The 15,696-nt window shown below is 35.0% G+C and carries 13 protein-coding genes; 3 read left to right on the forward strand and 10 right to left on the reverse strand.

Features of this window, described 5'->3' with window-relative positions; genetic code table 11:
• Position 1 precedes the first annotated feature (1 nt).
• On the reverse strand, positions 2-382 hold the full coding sequence (locus ACHRV5_RS10025) for a hypothetical protein (RefSeq protein WP_230004504.1): 381 nt from the start codon (positions 380-382) through the stop codon (positions 2-4).
• Positions 383-511: 129 nt separating this feature from the next.
• Positions 512-1,198 (reverse strand): queuosine precursor transporter, encoded by a 687-nt coding sequence (locus tag ACHRV5_RS10030; RefSeq protein WP_395426643.1) that lies wholly within the window; start codon positions 1,196-1,198, stop codon positions 512-514.
• Between the two features lie 174 nt (positions 1,199-1,372).
• Here ACHRV5_RS10030 and ACHRV5_RS10035 point away from each other — a divergent pair, with 174 nt between their 5' ends.
• A complete protein-coding gene (locus tag ACHRV5_RS10035; protein WP_395426644.1) occupies positions 1,373-3,496 on the forward strand; it encodes a M3 family metallopeptidase in 2,124 nt (707 codons plus the stop codon).
• A gap of 172 nt (positions 3,497-3,668) precedes the next feature.
• Here the strand turns inward: ACHRV5_RS10035 and tsf are convergent, their stop codons facing one another.
• The 6 genes from tsf to ACHRV5_RS10065 form a co-directional block, all read right to left on the reverse strand.
• Positions 3,669-4,631: a translation elongation factor Ts gene (tsf, locus tag ACHRV5_RS10040; protein WP_047773047.1), complete on the reverse strand. Its 963-nt coding sequence runs from the start codon at positions 4,629-4,631 to the stop codon at positions 3,669-3,671.
• A 137-nt stretch (positions 4,632-4,768) separates the two neighbouring features.
• Positions 4,769-5,563: a 30S ribosomal protein S2 gene (rpsB, locus tag ACHRV5_RS10045; RefSeq protein WP_047773049.1), complete on the reverse strand. Its 795-nt coding sequence runs from the start codon at positions 5,561-5,563 to the stop codon at positions 4,769-4,771.
• Between the two features lie 176 nt (positions 5,564-5,739).
• Positions 5,740-6,126, reverse strand: coding sequence for a 30S ribosomal protein S9 (gene rpsI / locus ACHRV5_RS10050; protein WP_007808909.1), 387 nt, complete (start codon positions 6,124-6,126; stop codon positions 5,740-5,742).
• Complete coding sequence (gene rplM / locus ACHRV5_RS10055; RefSeq protein WP_047773051.1) at positions 6,126-6,581, reverse strand: 50S ribosomal protein L13; 456 nt, start codon at positions 6,579-6,581, stop codon at positions 6,126-6,128. Before rplM ends, rpsI begins: the two co-directional genes overlap by 1 nt.
• 197 nt (positions 6,582-6,778) lie before the next feature.
• Positions 6,779-7,591: a ferritin-like domain-containing protein gene (locus ACHRV5_RS10060; RefSeq protein WP_395426645.1), complete on the reverse strand. Its 813-nt coding sequence runs from the start codon at positions 7,589-7,591 to the stop codon at positions 6,779-6,781.
• A 27-nt stretch (positions 7,592-7,618) separates the two neighbouring features.
• Positions 7,619-8,368 (reverse strand): ferritin-like domain-containing protein, encoded by a 750-nt coding sequence (locus ACHRV5_RS10065; RefSeq protein ID WP_047773054.1) that lies wholly within the window; start codon positions 8,366-8,368, stop codon positions 7,619-7,621.
• Positions 8,369-8,600: 232 nt separating this feature from the next.
• On the opposite strand from ACHRV5_RS10065, the gene ACHRV5_RS10070 reads away from it, so the two are divergent.
• The gene (locus ACHRV5_RS10070; RefSeq protein WP_047773056.1) at positions 8,601-9,626 is read left to right on the forward strand and encodes a LacI family DNA-binding transcriptional regulator; all 1,026 of its coding nucleotides are present in this window, start codon (positions 8,601-8,603) and stop codon (positions 9,624-9,626) included.
• Positions 9,627-9,694: 68 nt separating this feature from the next.
• Here the strand turns inward: ACHRV5_RS10070 and ACHRV5_RS10075 are convergent, their stop codons facing one another.
• Together ACHRV5_RS10075 and polA are read right to left on the reverse strand one after the other, a co-directional pair.
• Positions 9,695-10,672 (reverse strand): hypothetical protein, encoded by a 978-nt coding sequence (locus ACHRV5_RS10075; RefSeq protein WP_395426646.1) that lies wholly within the window; start codon positions 10,670-10,672, stop codon positions 9,695-9,697.
• 355 nt (positions 10,673-11,027) lie between these two features.
• Positions 11,028-13,865: a DNA polymerase I gene (gene polA / locus ACHRV5_RS10080; protein WP_395426647.1), complete on the reverse strand. Its 2,838-nt coding sequence runs from the start codon at positions 13,863-13,865 to the stop codon at positions 11,028-11,030.
• Positions 13,866-14,048: 183 nt separating this feature from the next.
• On the opposite strand from polA, the gene ACHRV5_RS10085 reads away from it, so the two are divergent.
• Positions 14,049-15,584 (forward strand): DUF4394 domain-containing protein, encoded by a 1,536-nt coding sequence (locus ACHRV5_RS10085; RefSeq protein WP_395426648.1) that lies wholly within the window; start codon positions 14,049-14,051, stop codon positions 15,582-15,584.
• The last annotated feature ends 112 nt before the right edge of the window (positions 15,585-15,696 follow it).

Here is a 15,696-nt window from a genome sequence, read left to right on the forward strand (position 1 = left end):
TTTATTTTATTGCTGTTGCAAGCTGCAGTTTGAAACTTTCTAATTTGATCAAATAAAAGGTAGAGAACAGTAAAATCCAACTGATAAGGATCAAAAATAAATTGGTGTAATTTTGATTTGTAAATTCCAGATAATGACATAAAAAGCCAAAAAAGAGAATTAATATAAAATTGTATACGATAGCGTTTTTTAAACTCATTTTGATGGCACCGGTTAAAAAATTCCAGAAAACAAGTTCGTCTTTTAGTATGATTTTTTCGGGATTTGAAACATCAATCAGAACATTTTGTGATAGCTCAAGATTAACTGTTATTGTTTTATTGTTTGAAGTGTAGGTGTAATTGTGGTTTTGTAAAAAAGTAATAATTTCATTAGATTTCATGTTTTGGTTTTGTTAGTTGGTTTTGGTTATAAAATAGGAATGGTTCTGCTTCTCAAAACTCTGATATTTGAACTATTTTTTAGAATATTAGCACATCAAAATTTTAAGAGTCAGTATTTTAAGATGATCTTATTGTTTTTCGGTAGTCTTGGTTTTATCTTCAGTAGTAGGGTCCTGCTCGAGATATTTCTTTATTAAGTGATGTCCAAGATAAATTAATGGCGTCAGTAAAATAGCAACAGAAAGTTTAAAAATGTAGCCCGTTAATCCAGATGAAATAAAGGTGTCAAAATCAATTTTTCCGGGTAACCAGAAAGCAATTCCAAGAACAATAAAAGAATCAAATAATTGAGAGATTACAGTTGATCCCGTGGTTCTGAGCCATATTTTCCCTTCGCCTGTTCTGTTTTTAAAAAACCAAAAGATCCAAACATCAATTAGCTGAGAAATTATAAAAGCGATAAGACTACCGACAATAATCCACATACTCTGTCCAAAAACAGCTTGAAACTGTTCGTCGTTTACCGGACTAATGCCTTTTGCGGCCGGAACCACAATCGCCATAAATAAGATCAGGAATGCATAAGCAATCAGGCAGGCTGTTATAAAAGAAAGTTTTTTAACGCCTTTTTCTCCAAAATATTCATTGATCAAATCTGTAGTAAGAAAGACAATTGGCCAAGGTAGAATCCCGATACTCATTACAAATGGGCCAATCTGGATTAGTTTTCCTCCAATTAATTCTGCGACGACTGCATTAGTAATAAAAATTCCTGCAAGAACAACAAAGACAATTTCTTTTCTGGTTTTAAACATGTGTTTTTATAATTGATGGGTCAAATTTAAGTTATTTCTTTAAAAGTTGGGATAGTTTGAATTTAAATTAGGCCAAGGTTTTTAAAATGGACGAGAAGTTAAAATTTTCTTTGCAATGCTGTTTTTAGTTATTTTTGAAGGAATTACAAAATTCATTTATACCACAACAAAGTGATGATAACAAAAAAAATAATTGGAATTATTCTTATGGGGACAACCTTTTTTGCGTCGAACGCACAAACCAATACTGAAAATCCGTTGCTTAAAAAATGGACAGGTCCGTATGGCGGAGTTCCTGCATTTAATCTGTACAAGGTTTCAGATTTTAAACCGGCACTTCAGTTTGCTATTCAGGAGAAACTGGATGAAGTTGATGTTATTGCAAATAATTCAAAAGCACCAACTTTTGATAATACGATTGCGGCTTTAGAGCGCTCCGGTAAAACGATTACAAGAATTTCTACTGTCTATGGGATTTACAGATCTAACATAAGCAGTCCGGAATTTAATGTTGTGGATACTGAAATGTCTCCAAAATTTTCTGAGTTTACGGATAAAATCAATCAGAATAAAAAACTTTTCGAAAGAATTGAGGCTCTATATAATTCAAAAGAAAGTAAAAAACTTACCAGCGAGCAACAAAGATTGATTTGGTTGTATTACACTGATTTTGTTCGTGAAGGAGCAAAATTAAATAATGCCGACAAAGAAAAAGTAGCTAAAATCAATAAAGAACTAGCAACGCTTTTTACCCGATTTAATCAAAATTTATTGGCAGAAGAAAACAATCAGTATGTAGCTTTAAAAACAGAAGCTGATTTTGATGGTCTTCCGGCTGAAGAAAAAAATGCCGCAATAGCAGAAGCAAAAGAAAGAAAATTAGACGTTATGGGCTGCGTTGCCAATACACGTTCTTCGATTGAGCCTTTTTTGACGTTCTCAACGCGCAGGGATTTAAGAGAAAAAGCATTTGATATTTTTGTGAAACGTGGAGATAACGGAAATGAGAATGATACTAATTCGACTTTAGTTGAGATTTTGAAATTGCGTACTGAAAAAGCAAAAATTCTTGGTTTTCCATCCTTTGCGCATTGGAGTTTGTCTAATAAAATGGCAAAAGACCCACAGAAAACATTAGATTTAATGATGTCGGTTTGGAAACCTGCGGTAGAAAAAGTGCAGCAGGATGTGGCTGAAATGCAGAAAATTGTTGATACTGAAGGTGGGAAATTTAAGATTGAACCTTGGGATTATCGTTATTATGCCGAAAAAGTCAGAAAAGCAAAGTATGATTTAGATCAAAATGAAGTGAAACCTTATCTACAATTAGAGAATTTACGTGAAGGAATGTTCTGGGTTGCCGGGGAATTATTTAATTTAAAATTCAAACAAATCACAGATGTTCCGGTTTATCATCCGGATGTGCGTGTTTGGGAAGTAAGTAATAAGGTAACAGGTAAAGTAGTGGGATTATGGTATTTTGATCCTTATGCGCGTTCAGGAAAACGTTCCGGTGCGTGGATGAATTCTTACCGTGATCAGCAAAAATTAGACGGAGATATTCTGACAATCGTATCTAATAATTGTAATTTTATTAAAGGAACTGCAAACGATCCGGTTTTAATTTCGTGGTCGGATGCGACTACGTTATTCCATGAATTTGGCCATGCACTTCATGGTTTATGTTCAAATGTTACCTATCCAAGTTTGTCGGGAACAAGTGTTGCAAGAGATTATGTAGAGTTTCCTTCTCAATTGTTAGAGCACTGGTTGGCAACTCCGGAGGTCTTAAATAAATTTGCGTTACATTATAAAACCAATGAGCCACTGCCTCAGACATTAGTTGATCGAATAGAGAAAGCAGCCGATTTTGGCGAAGGTTTTGCAACAGTTGAAACGATTTCAAGTTCACTGATTGATATGAAGCTTCACTTAGCAACAGAGGCTATTGATCCTCATAAATTTGAAAAAGAAACCTTAGATGCGCTAAATATGCCGTCAGAGATTGTAATGCGTCACAGAATCCCACAGTTTGGGCATATTTTTTCAAGTGACGGTTATGCGGCAGGATATTACAGTTACTTGTGGGCAGATGTTATAAATGCAGATGCTTATGAAGCTTTCTTAGAAGGAAAAGGACCTTACGATAAAGAAGTTGCCAAACGACTTTATGACAATGTTTTTAGTACCGGAAATACGATTGATCAGGAAAAAGCATATGAAAACTTCAGAGGAAGAGCGCCTAAGTCAGATGCTTTGATGAGAGCGAGAAATTTTCCTATTACAGATAAGAAGTAAGACTTGAAATGTAAAATGTGAAATGATTAAGTTCGTCTAAGGATAAAATAGATTTGATTTTTCGCATTTTACAATTCACATAAAATCTTTGCGGTTAAAAGAACCAATGGGATGTAATAAAAAAGCCCGAATAAATTAATATTCGGGCTTTTTGTATTGAAAAAATAATATATTAACCTAAAGTAACTCTTTTGAAACCTGTGATTTCAACGTTGAATCCTTTAACATAATCACTAACTTTTTTACTATCGTCTTTGATAAAGTTTTGATCTAATAAAGCTTTTTCTTGATCTAAAGTAGTATTGTCAGAGATGAAACGTTGTACTTTTCCTGGGATAATTTTGTCCCAAATTTGCTCTGGTTTACCTTCAGCTTTTAATTCAGCTTTAGCATCTTCTTCCGCTTGTTTAATAACTTCTTCAGTTAATTGAGAGAAAGAAATATATTTAGGAACATTTTTTAAAGTTTTTCCTAAACGTTTTGCTTCTTCATTATCTTTTTCGATTACAGCAATACGAGCAGCAAGTTCAGATTCAACGAAAGCAGGATCAAAATCTTTGTAAGATAATGTATCAGCTCCCATAGAAGCAACTTGCATAGAGATGTCTTTAGTTAAAACTTCAGCGTTGTCAACTGATTGAGAGATTGCTGTTAATGCAGCAATTTTGTTAACGTGAACATAAGATCCAACGAAAGCACCTTCTAAAATTTCAAAACCACCGATTTCGATTTTTTCACCAATAACACCAGTTTGCTCAATTAGTTTTTCAGCAACAGTAATTCCGTTGAAATCTGAAGCTAAGAAATCTTCTTTAGAAGAAAAGTTAATAGCTCTTTCTACTAATTCTTTAGCTAAAGTTACGAAAGCTTCATTTTTACCTACGAAATCAGTTTCGCAGTTTAAAGTGATGATCGCTCCTTTAGTTTTATCAGCATTAACAAAAGAAACAGCAGCTCCTTCAGAAGACTCACGGTCAGAACGATTAGCAGCAACTTTTTGTCCTTTTTCTCTAAGGTTTTGTATCGCTTTATCGAAATCTCCTTCAGCTTCAACTAAAGCTTTTTTACAGTCCATCATTCCGGCACCTGTAGTTTGTCTTAATTTATTTACGTCTGCAGCAGTAATTGTTGCCATAATATTTTGAATTTTAATGTTAAAAGTAAAAATTCCATCTTTTAAATTCCAAATTCCAATTTTATTAAATTATCAACATAATGTTTTTAATTTTTATTTGGATTTTGGAATTTAAAATTTGGAATTTAAAATTTGATTTATTCTTCAGTAGCAGGAGCAGCAGCTTCAACAGCTGGAGCAGCTTCTACAGCAGCAGGTGCAGCAGTAGCATCTTCTGTTGTAGCTTCAGTTTCTTTGTCAGAACCTCTGTCAGAAAGACCGTCGATTACAGCAGCAGTTACTAAAGATAAAATTTTGTCAATTGATTTAGAAGCATCATCATTTGCAGGAATAACGTAATCAACCTCTCTTGGGTCAGAATTCGTATCAACCATTGCGAAAACTGGAATGTTTAATTTTTGTGCTTCTTTTATTGCGATATGTTCTGCTTTGATATCTACTACGAACAATGCTGCAGGTAGTCTAGACATATCAGCGATTGAACCTAAGTTTTTCTCTAATTTAGCACGTAGACGATCAACTTGTAAACGCTCTTTCTTAGAAAGTGTCATGAAAGTACCGTCTTTCTTCATTTTATCAATAGAAGACATTTTTTTAACTGCCTTTCTGATAGTTACAAAGTTAGTTAGCATTCCACCAGGCCATCTTTCAGTGATGTAAGGCATGTTTGCAGCTTTTGCTTTTTCAGCAACGATGTCTTTTGCTTGTTTTTTGGTAGCTACGAATAAGATTTTTCTACCTGATGCAGCGATTTTTTTCAAAGCTTCGTTAGCTTCTTCAATTTTAGCTGCAGTTTTATATAGATTGATAATGTGAATACCATTACGCTCCATATAAATGTAAGGAGCCATATTTGGATCCCATTTTCTAGTCATGTGTCCGAAGTGAACACCTGCTTCTAGTAAGTCTTTTACTTCTATTTTGTTTGCCATTTTTGTACTAGTTTACGTTCTGTTGATTAGCAATGCATAAATGGCGGTTTCCCAGGCTTTATACATTTAGATGCTAAACTATTTCCTACCTCGGTAGGAGAGCAACAACAACTGTGTTTTTTAATTTCAATAAATAATTGATCATGTCTTGTCCCAAATGAACAAGACAGGTAATATTAACGTTTAGAGAATTGGAATCTCTTACGAGCTTTCTTCTGACCGAATTTCTTACGTTCAACCATTCTTGGATCTCTTGTTAATAAACCTTCTGGTTTAAGGATAGCTCTGTTTTCAGCATTTACTTCACACATAACACGTGCTAATGCCATTCTTACAGCTTCTGCCTGACCAGTTGAACCACCTCCGTAAACGTTTACTTTTACATCAAAGTTGTTTACATTTTCTGTCATAGACATTGGTTGTAAAACTTTGTATTGTAAAGTTGCCGTTGGAAAGTAAGTTGCGAATTCTTTTTTGTTTACAGTGATTTTTCCTGTTCCTTCAGAAACATATACACGTGCAACAGCGGTTTTTCTTCTACCGATTTTGTGAATAACTCCCATTACTTAAGATCGTTTAGGTTAACAGTTCTAGGTTTTTGAGCTCCTTGTTTGTGCTCAGCTCCTACAACAACATTTAGATTTCTAAAAAGTTCAGCTCCTAATTTGTTCTTAGGTAACATTCCTTTTACAGCTTTCTCTACTAATAATGCAGGGTTTTTAGATTGCAATACTTTAGCAGTTAAAGTTCTTTGTCCTCCTGGGTAACCTGTATGACGCATGTAAATTTTGTCATTCATTTTTGTACCTGTAAGGTTAATTTTTTCTGAGTTGATAACAATTACGTTATCTCCACAGTCAACGTGCGGTGTGTAACTTGGTTTGTACTTACCTCTTAAGATCATTGCAACCTTTGAAGCAAGACGTCCTAAGTTATGACCCTCAGCGTCAACAACAATCCACTCTTTAGTTACAGTGGCTTTGCTAGCTGAAACTGTTTTGTAGCTTAATGCGTCCATAATATTATTTTAATTAAACATTCCATCCCCAATAAAGGGGATGCAAAAGTACAATTAATTATTTTAAAACCAAATACCTGAAAAGATTATTTTAACTCCTGATTTTCAGGAGCTATTTTTTTATCTAAAACAATAAAAAAACCATCTTTACAAAAGTACGTAAAGATGGTTTCAAGTAAGGCAGATAAAAAAGTAAATTATACTATAAAGAGGTTGGCGATATCTACAACTTGCTGTGTAGTAAGTGGTTCATCATAAGCTTCAGATCCTGCTGCGGCACCAAATAAGGTTGATGTATTAAATCCTGCCTGCATCGTAAGGCCTTCGCCATCATAGACAGCTTGTGTTGCGGCGGGCATTCCTGCGCCTCTTTCGCTATTGGAAATCCATCCTTTTAAACCACGCAGTCGTCTTACTTCAGACGCATGTCGTGCTTCAACAGAGTGTATTTGAAGTGCTGCGGTTAATAAATCAGGTGTAGAAATCAGATTTGCTGCCTGTCCTTTGTAGGCTCTTACGCCCGTATCTTCAAATGCCTGAGCTAAGGCTAAGAAGGTCGGATAATCTCCAAAAGGATTAAAAGCGCCTCCAACTGTAAAGTCAAAAGTTGGTTTAGGGACAAAATTGGGACTCATTGTTCCACCTAAACCTGCAATTAGAAATTTTACGTGATCGGCTTCATGATCTGCAATTTGCTGAAATACTTTCAAATCACGACCGCTATTTTCTGATGCGGGAATTACTCCTGAATCTAATGCCATAGCATAAAATTCATTTTCAAGATATTCTAAAGTTAATGCAAACTGCAAGGCTCCGATTGGTGTTGCCGGAGTAGGGGTTATATCTTTTGCCATTGCTTTGTTAGCCAATGCGGATAGTCCGAATGGAATGGATGCAAATGCTAAATTTTTTCCAAGATTTCCAAATTGTGTAAAACTGTCTCTTCTTGAACCTGTGCTAGTCATAATACCCTCATTGGTAAAAGACTCTATAAATTTTAATATATTCATAATTTCTAATTTTTAAATTGGGTTATATTAAGGTAAATATTTAGCAGTAAATTGAGTTGTGATAAATCCGCCTGCAATGGCTAAAATTTTCGAAGGATCTTTTGCGTCATCCAATCCGGTTGTCATATTGATGATGTCATCTCCGGCAAAATCTTTAGAATTCGGATTAATTAAACTTCTGATGGCAGAGGCGTGTCTTGCTTCTACAGAAACAATTTTCCCGGCCAACAATAAGTAATCCGGATTTTTGATCAGTTTTCCTGCCCCGTTATATGCGGCTACACCGGTATCTTCAAGTGCTTTGGCTGTAGCCAGAACATCGTTGCGACTATTAAAGTTTAAAGCGCCGTAATTGAATGCTAATGTAGGGAGTAGTTGAGAACTCGGATCCGGTAGTCCGCCGGTTAAAGCAGCTTTAAAGAAATCTCTGTGTACTACTTCGTGGTAATATAAATCAGTAAGGACTTGTTTTTCTATAGCATTAAAGGTGGTGTTGAAATTGGAAGCGTTTACCACTTTGGTATAAAAGTCAGCCTCTAATTGTTCTAAGGCATATGCGTAGGTCAGAACGCCAAAATCTCCGGCTCCTAAATCGAATTTTCCGTTTTTGACTCCTGGTAACATATTATCTATTATAGGATCATCATTATCATTGTTGTCACTACATCCGGCCATAAGTAATCCGGCACTGGCAATAGTTAGTCCGCTTAGTTTGAGAAAATTCCTTCTGTTGTTCAATGAAGTGTCTACCTCTTGAACTCGTACTTCGTTTTTCATAATTATTACTTTTTTAAATGGTTATTAATAGGAATTGCATTTTTGCGTATTAGGTTACTTACGGGCTTTCTTACAGAGTAGTTTTAGAAATTAGATTTATTTTTTATTTTTTTTATAATTCTCTTAAGACATAAGGGAAAACATGATAAGATTTTGATGTAGTCTGCGATGATTTTTGTTGTAATTTCAGTAATTCTACTATATTTGTATTAATTCCATAAAACATGATAGAATGAAAGCTAAAGCAACTTTAAAACAAATCGCAAAAGAACTCAATGTTTCTGTATCAACAGTTTCTAAAGCGCTTAATGATAGTCCTGAAATTAGTGAGCAAACAAAAATTAAGATTAAAGAATACGCGAAATTGAAAAATTACAAACCGAATGTGATTGGTTTGAATTTGAAAAATCGTAAAACAAAAACAATTGGAGTTATTATACCTAATATATTGAACTCGTTTTTTGCGAAGGTTTTTAGTGGTATCGAAAAAGTAGCAGACAAAAAAGGATATAATGTAATTACCTGTATTTCTAATGAATCTTTAGAAAAAGAAATTCATACACTGGAAATGTTGAGTAACGGAACCATTGATGGTTTTATATTATCAGTTTCAGAAGAAGCGCAAAAATTACAGGAATACAATCATTTTTCGGCAATTATAAATGATGGAACGCCAATCGTAATGTTTGATCGAATTGCGGAAGGTGTAGAATGTGATAAAGTAGTTGTAGACGATTACGATTCTGCTTTAAACTCGACACAACATTTGATTAATTTAGGTTGTAAAAATATTGCCTTAATCTCTTCTGTTGATAATTTAAGTGTTGGAAAATTGAGAGCTGACGGTTATTTGAAAGCTTTAGAGAACAATAACATTGCGATAAACGAAAAAATCATCCTCAGAACCGATTCTGAAGAGGATATGAAAAGTAAAATTGATGCTATTTTTGAACAAAAAATTGACGGAATTTTTGCTTTGGATGAAAATGACTCCGTTGCAGCTCTGCGCGTAGGATTGAAAAAAGGATACAGAGTTCCGGAAGATATCTCGATTATTGGTTTTGCAGATGGAATTTTAGCTTCAAGACGTTTATCACCAAGTTTGACAACAGTAAGTCAACACGGTATTGAGATTGGTGAAGTTGCTGCCAAAAGGTTAATCAAAAGACTCGAAGAAAACGAAGAAGAAACTTCAGATTATGAAACCATCGTAATCAAAACGGTATTAAAAGAAAGAGAATCAACTCGTAAAGTATAGTTCAAAAAAAAATCCATTCAAATCGAATGGATTTTTTTTGCTTGGTACTATTTTGGGGTAGTAAAATTTTATTGTGATTGGAGCAACCAAGCTTTTATATCCTTGAAAACTTCATCCCAGTGATAAGTACTTTCGGTTTCTTTTTTATTTAAATCAAATTCTTGTTTTTCGAAATTATGACCGTAATCTGGATAAGCTTTAATTTTAATATTTTTTTTCGGGAGTAAAAAAGGGAGTAAGTCATTGTGTGCCGATCCAATATCATTTGTTCCATAAATTATCAGGATGGGATTCTTGAATTTTTTAAAGCTTTCATAACTTAAAGTTCTGTTATAACTTGCCCAATTGGTAAAATCAATGTCGTCTTTAAATTCTTTACTGTCTTTTTCGATGTTTTTATATTCACTAGTTAATTTGTCAATTTTAATTTGACTTTCCGAATCGTCATTGTTTTTAAAACACTGGACTCTTTCTCTTAATATGTATTCCGTTATTCTATTAAATGGATCAGCAGACATGCAAACTAATTTGGATATTTTGGTGTTATTTGCCGCTACTTTTGCTGCTACACGATAGCCTTCCGAATGGCCTACAACAAAGAGAGAGTCTTTTTTAACGCTATTATTTTTAAATAAATTGTCTATAACGGTTGTGACTTGATTAACTCTATAATTTAGGTTATCATTTTTAATGTAATCATCGGGAATATTTCCTTTTTCAGTTGTATATCCTTTAGAATCTCTTTCGTAAGAACCTATTAAAGGAATTCCTTTTCTGGCAATTATTACAAAATTAAATTTTTCAAGATAAGGTTTAACGTCAAAAGGAATAGCTGAATTTACGCTTTTGTCATCATAGAAGATTATAGGTAATGGATTTGAACCTTGGATGAATAAAATCGTAGCCTTTGGTAAAATGGAGTTACTAATGGAAGTTAAAAAAGAAATGGAGTCGGTTTTTGTTGTTATTACAGTTTTAGTATAACCGGCTTTCTTTAAATAATAGTCTTCCTTGTTTTGGGAAAAAGAGGTTTGAGAAAAAAGCAAAAAAAAAGGCTAATACAACTGAAGATTTAAGCAGGTTCATAGTTATCTGTAAATTGGTTTATTATTTCCGCATAATTTAAAAATTCAATACCCGATTGATTTATAATCTCAAGAGGTGTTTTTTTTAAAATTTCATCAACATTCTACATACTTTTAAAGGGTGATGATTTAATTTTGTAGGATAATATTTTCAAAAATAGTAAAAATAGCGATGATCTGTATTTTTTCAACTGTTAAAAAAATTAAGCAAAAAAAACTCCATTTACTACTAGCAAATGGAGTTTTTAATATTTCATTAAATTGATGAATCTAAAATCATCAATCTAAAATCATCAATCTAAAATCTACAATAATCTTAGTGTGCTTCCAACCAATCTTTACCCAAACCTAATTCTACTTCTAACGGAACCGCCATTATAAAAGCGTTTTCCATTTCGTGTTTGATCATAGGCTGGATTTTTTCGAGTTCGTCATTGTGAACATCGAACACAAGCTCATCATGCACCTGAAGTAACATTTTTGATTTCCAGTTTTCTTCTTTTAATTTTTTATGAATGTTGATCATTGCAATTTTAATCACATCCGCAGCACTTCCCTGAATAGGAGCATTCACGGCATTTCGTTCTGCTGCGCTTCTTACAACAGCGTTGGCAGAATTAATATCTTTTAAGTAACGACGACGTCCTAAAATGGTTTGTACGTATCCTTTTTCACGTGCAAACTCGATTTGCTCTGAAATATAAGATCTCAATTTTGGATAGGTTTTATAATATGCTTCAATCAAAGCAGCACTTTCGCTTCTTGATAGGGAAGTCTGATTACTCAATCCAAAAGCAGAAACACCGTAGATAATTCCGAAGTTAACTGTTTTGGCATTACTTCTTTGTTCGCGGCTCACTTCATCCAAAGGAACGTCAAAAACTTTAGCAGCTGTTGCTTTGTGAATGTCTTCTCCGTTTTGGAAGGCCTTGATCATGTTTTCTTCACCACTCAGAGCGGCAATAATTCGCAATTCTATTTGAGAATAATCCGCAGAAATCAAAGTGTGGTTTTCGTCACGGGCTACAAATGCTTTACGAATCTGACGGCCTCTTTCGGTACGAATCGGAATATTCTGTAAGTTCGGATTATTAGAACTCAAACGGCCTGTTGCAGCAACAGTCTGCATATAATCGGTATGAACTCTTTGTTTTTTTTTATCTACTTGTTCCGGTAAAGCCAGAATATAAGTACTCTGTAGTTTTACCATTTGACGCCAATCCAGAATCTCTTTTACAATCGGATTGTCGTTGGCTAAATAAGTTAATACTTCCTCACCGGTAGCGTACTGACCTGTTTTGGTTTTCTTTTGTTTGGTACCGCCAATTTTCATTTTATCAAACAAAATATCACCCAACTGTTTTGGAGAAGCCAAATTGAATTTCTCGCCCGCAGTTTCGTAGATATTTTGCTCCAAAGTTTTAATCTCAACATCCATTTCTTTAGACATTGCTTTTAAAAACTCAACATCAAGACGAATACCTTCTGTTTCCATAGCAGCCAAAACGCTTACTAACGGAATTTCGATTTCGTCAAATAGTTTTTTGGTTTCCGTTTTGTCTAATTCAGTGGTGAAGATTTCTTTCAACTGTAAGGTTACATCAGCATCCTCGGCAGCATATTCTTTGATGTCTTCCAAAGCAACATCACGCATTGAGATTTGATTTTTGCCCTTTTTACCAATTAAATCTTCAATTGGTTTTGGGGAATATTTCAAATACGTTTCTGCTAGAATATCCATATTATGACGCATATCCGGATTGATCAGATAATGTGCAATCATCGTGTCAAAAAGTTTTCCTTTTACCGTAACACCATAATTAGAAAGAATTTTTAAATCGTATTTTAAATTCTGACCGATTTTTTCAATATTCTCATTTTCAAAAAACGGAATAAATTTGGTAATCAGGGCTTTTGCTTCTTCCTGGTTTTCCGGAAACGGAACATAAAGTCCTTTTCCTTTTTCATAAGAAAACGAAATACCAACCAATTCTGCATGTAAAGCATCTAAACCGGTAGTTTCGGTATCAAAACAAACAGCAGTCTGTTTTTGTAAATTTTGTAAAAGTAATTTAATACCTAAATCGCCTTCAATAGCCTGATAGGAGTGAGGTGTATTTTCTAAAGTAGTATAAAAAGAAGTTCTTACGGCTTCCGGATTTTCGGCGGTATCACCGGCTCCGAAAAGGTCAAACTGATCTTCGTTTTTAGGTTGCGCTTTCTTGTATAATTTGGCATCAGGAGTTGTCTCCGTAGTTTGTGCTCCACCTGTTTTAAACAAATTATCAAATTGTTCCGCCATTCTTCGGAATTCTAATTCCTGAAAAATAGCATCTGTTTTTTCGATATCGGGACGTGTTAGCTCGTAATCATTTTCGTCAAAAGTAACCGGGCAGTCCAATAAAATAGTGGCTAAAGTTTTAGAGAGTAGTCCCTTTTCTTTGTTGGCCTCGATGTTTTCTTTCATTTTTCCTTTCAGCTTGTCGGTATTAGCCAAAAGGTTTTCCATTGTACCAAATTCTTTTAAAAACTTTTTAGCCGTTACTTCACCAACACCCGGAAGTCCCGGGATATTATCGGCAGCATCACCCATCATTCCAAGGAAATCAATTACCTGTTCCGGTCTTTCGATTTCAAATTTTGCCAAAACTTCCGGAACACCCCAAATTTCAATTCCGTTACCCATTCGGGCCGGTTTGTACATGAAGATGTTTTCAGAAACCAATTGAGCAAAATCCTTATCGGGAGTTACCATGAAAACTTTGTAATTCTGTTTTTCGGCTTGTTTGGCAATCGTTCCAATTAAATCATCGGCTTCAAAACCGGCAACTTCAATAATAGGAATGTGCATGGCTTTTAATAATTCGCAGATATAAGGCACTGCAATTTTTATAGCTTCCGGTGTTACATCGCGATTGGCTTTGTATTCGGGGAATATCTCGTTACGAAGTGCACTTCCTCCTTTATCGAAAGCAACAGCCAGATGATCCGGTTTTTCTCTTCTAATAACATCCAAAAGGGAATTCATGAAGCCCATAATGGCGGACGTATCCATTCCTTTGGAGTTGATTCTTGGGTTTTTTATGAAGGCATAATAACCACGGAATATTAAAGCGTAAGCATCAAGTAAAAAAAGGCGTTTTTGTGACGACATAAGTACAATTTATCAATTCAATTTTCAAAGTTACGAATATCACTATAATATTAAGTTAGAAATTGCTTTGTTATTTGTTAATCCAAAATAGTAGAAGGATGGATTGTTGGTTTTCGAAAACTTTAAAGGCTTGAAAACCAAAAGGTTTTTTTTGTCGTAGATAATTAATTAAAACACTACATTATGAAAGATACCTTACTTACGCCGAGATCCTTTTTATTGATGGGATTAATGTCATTTTTTGGAGCCTGTTCTAATGATGACGATAGAACTCCAGTGCAGCAACCAGAACCCGTGCCAATGCCAAGTACAGCACCTCCGGTAGATTTTACTGCCTTGTCCAATGATAATAAAGTCTTTTATTTTAATGCTAAAGATTTAAAAATGCCCATTCGTTCCTATACGATAACAGGATTGCAGTCAGGCGAAAGTATCCTGAGTATTGATTACAGACCGGCAACGGGACAATTGTACGGTCTAGGGTCTACAAGCAGATTGTATAGTATAAATGAAAATTCAGGATTAGCGACACCACTTGGGGCGGCTTCTTTTTCTCCTGCGATCGAAGGAACATCCTCTTCTATAGATTTTAATCCAACGGTTGATCGTGTGCGTTTGATTTCTAATAATGGAAAAAATCTGAGATTACACCCCGAACTCGGAACTGTTGTGTCAACAGACGGAAATCTCAATGGAGTTGCAAGCACTCAGGTTGATGCCATTGCTTACACGAATAGTTTCTCCGGAAGTACAACAACCCAATTATTTGATATCGATTATACAACGGACAAATTATACTTGCAGAATCCGCCAAATGATGGGAAACTTCAGGAAGTAGGAAGTTTAAAAGTAGATTTTTCAGGAACAGGAGGGTTTGATATACAGCCGGATTCTAATTTAGGAATCGCGGTTAACAATAAAAGCAGTGAATCCAGACTTTATACGATTAATTTAACGAATGGAGAGGCTGTATGGGTTGGGACTTTTACACAGCAAATTGTTGAAGTTGCATTTAAATCAAAACCTATTGCCTATGCGACAAGCGCAACAAATTCTTTGTACCGATTAAATCCCGTTACAGGAACTTCCAATTCGGTTGCTTTGATGGGGATGAATAGTAGTGAGGAAGTAGTAGGGTTGGATTTCAGACCTTCAAACGGAGCTCTTTATGCGGTGACCAATCAAAACAGGTTGCTAACGGTTAATACTTCAAACGGCCAGGTAACAGCGGTTGGCTCCGTATTATCGCCGATATTGTCAGGACAGAATTTCGGATTTGATTTTAATCCAACCGTAGACCGAATAAGGTTGGTGAGTAATTTGGGACAAAATTTTCGTTTGAATCCTGACACAGGAGCAGTTGTGGGTACAGATAGTTTTCTGAATCCGGGTACACCTTCCGTTTCGGCAGCAGCTTACACCAATAATTTTGCACAAGCCTCCTCGACACAGTTGTTTGTAATTGATTCAGGAAATAATAATTTGTACCTACAAACCCCTCCAAATAATGGGACTTTGGTGCCAGTGGGAGCTTTGGGTGTAACGACCACAGGAATGAATGGTTTTGATATAGGAGGAAATAGCGGTGAAGCGTTTGCTATATTAACGGTTAGTACTACGCAATCTATTTACAAAATTAACCTGACAACCGGTACCGCAACAAAAACGGTTGATTTTTCTCCGGCTGTCACTTCGATGACTTTAGGATTAGGTTTTTAAAAGGATAGCGAAAATTGATATAGAAGAAGCGGCTGGAGCATTTCGGCCGCTTTTTTATAAATTAAAGTTAAAATTTTTTAGTGGTCTCGTTTCTTCATTTTCTCTTCATTTT

Origin of the sequence: Flavobacterium sp. FlaQc-52 (assembly GCF_044007495.1) — a bacterium.
GTDB classification, from domain to species: domain Bacteria; phylum Bacteroidota; class Bacteroidia; order Flavobacteriales; family Flavobacteriaceae; genus Flavobacterium; species Flavobacterium cupriresistens.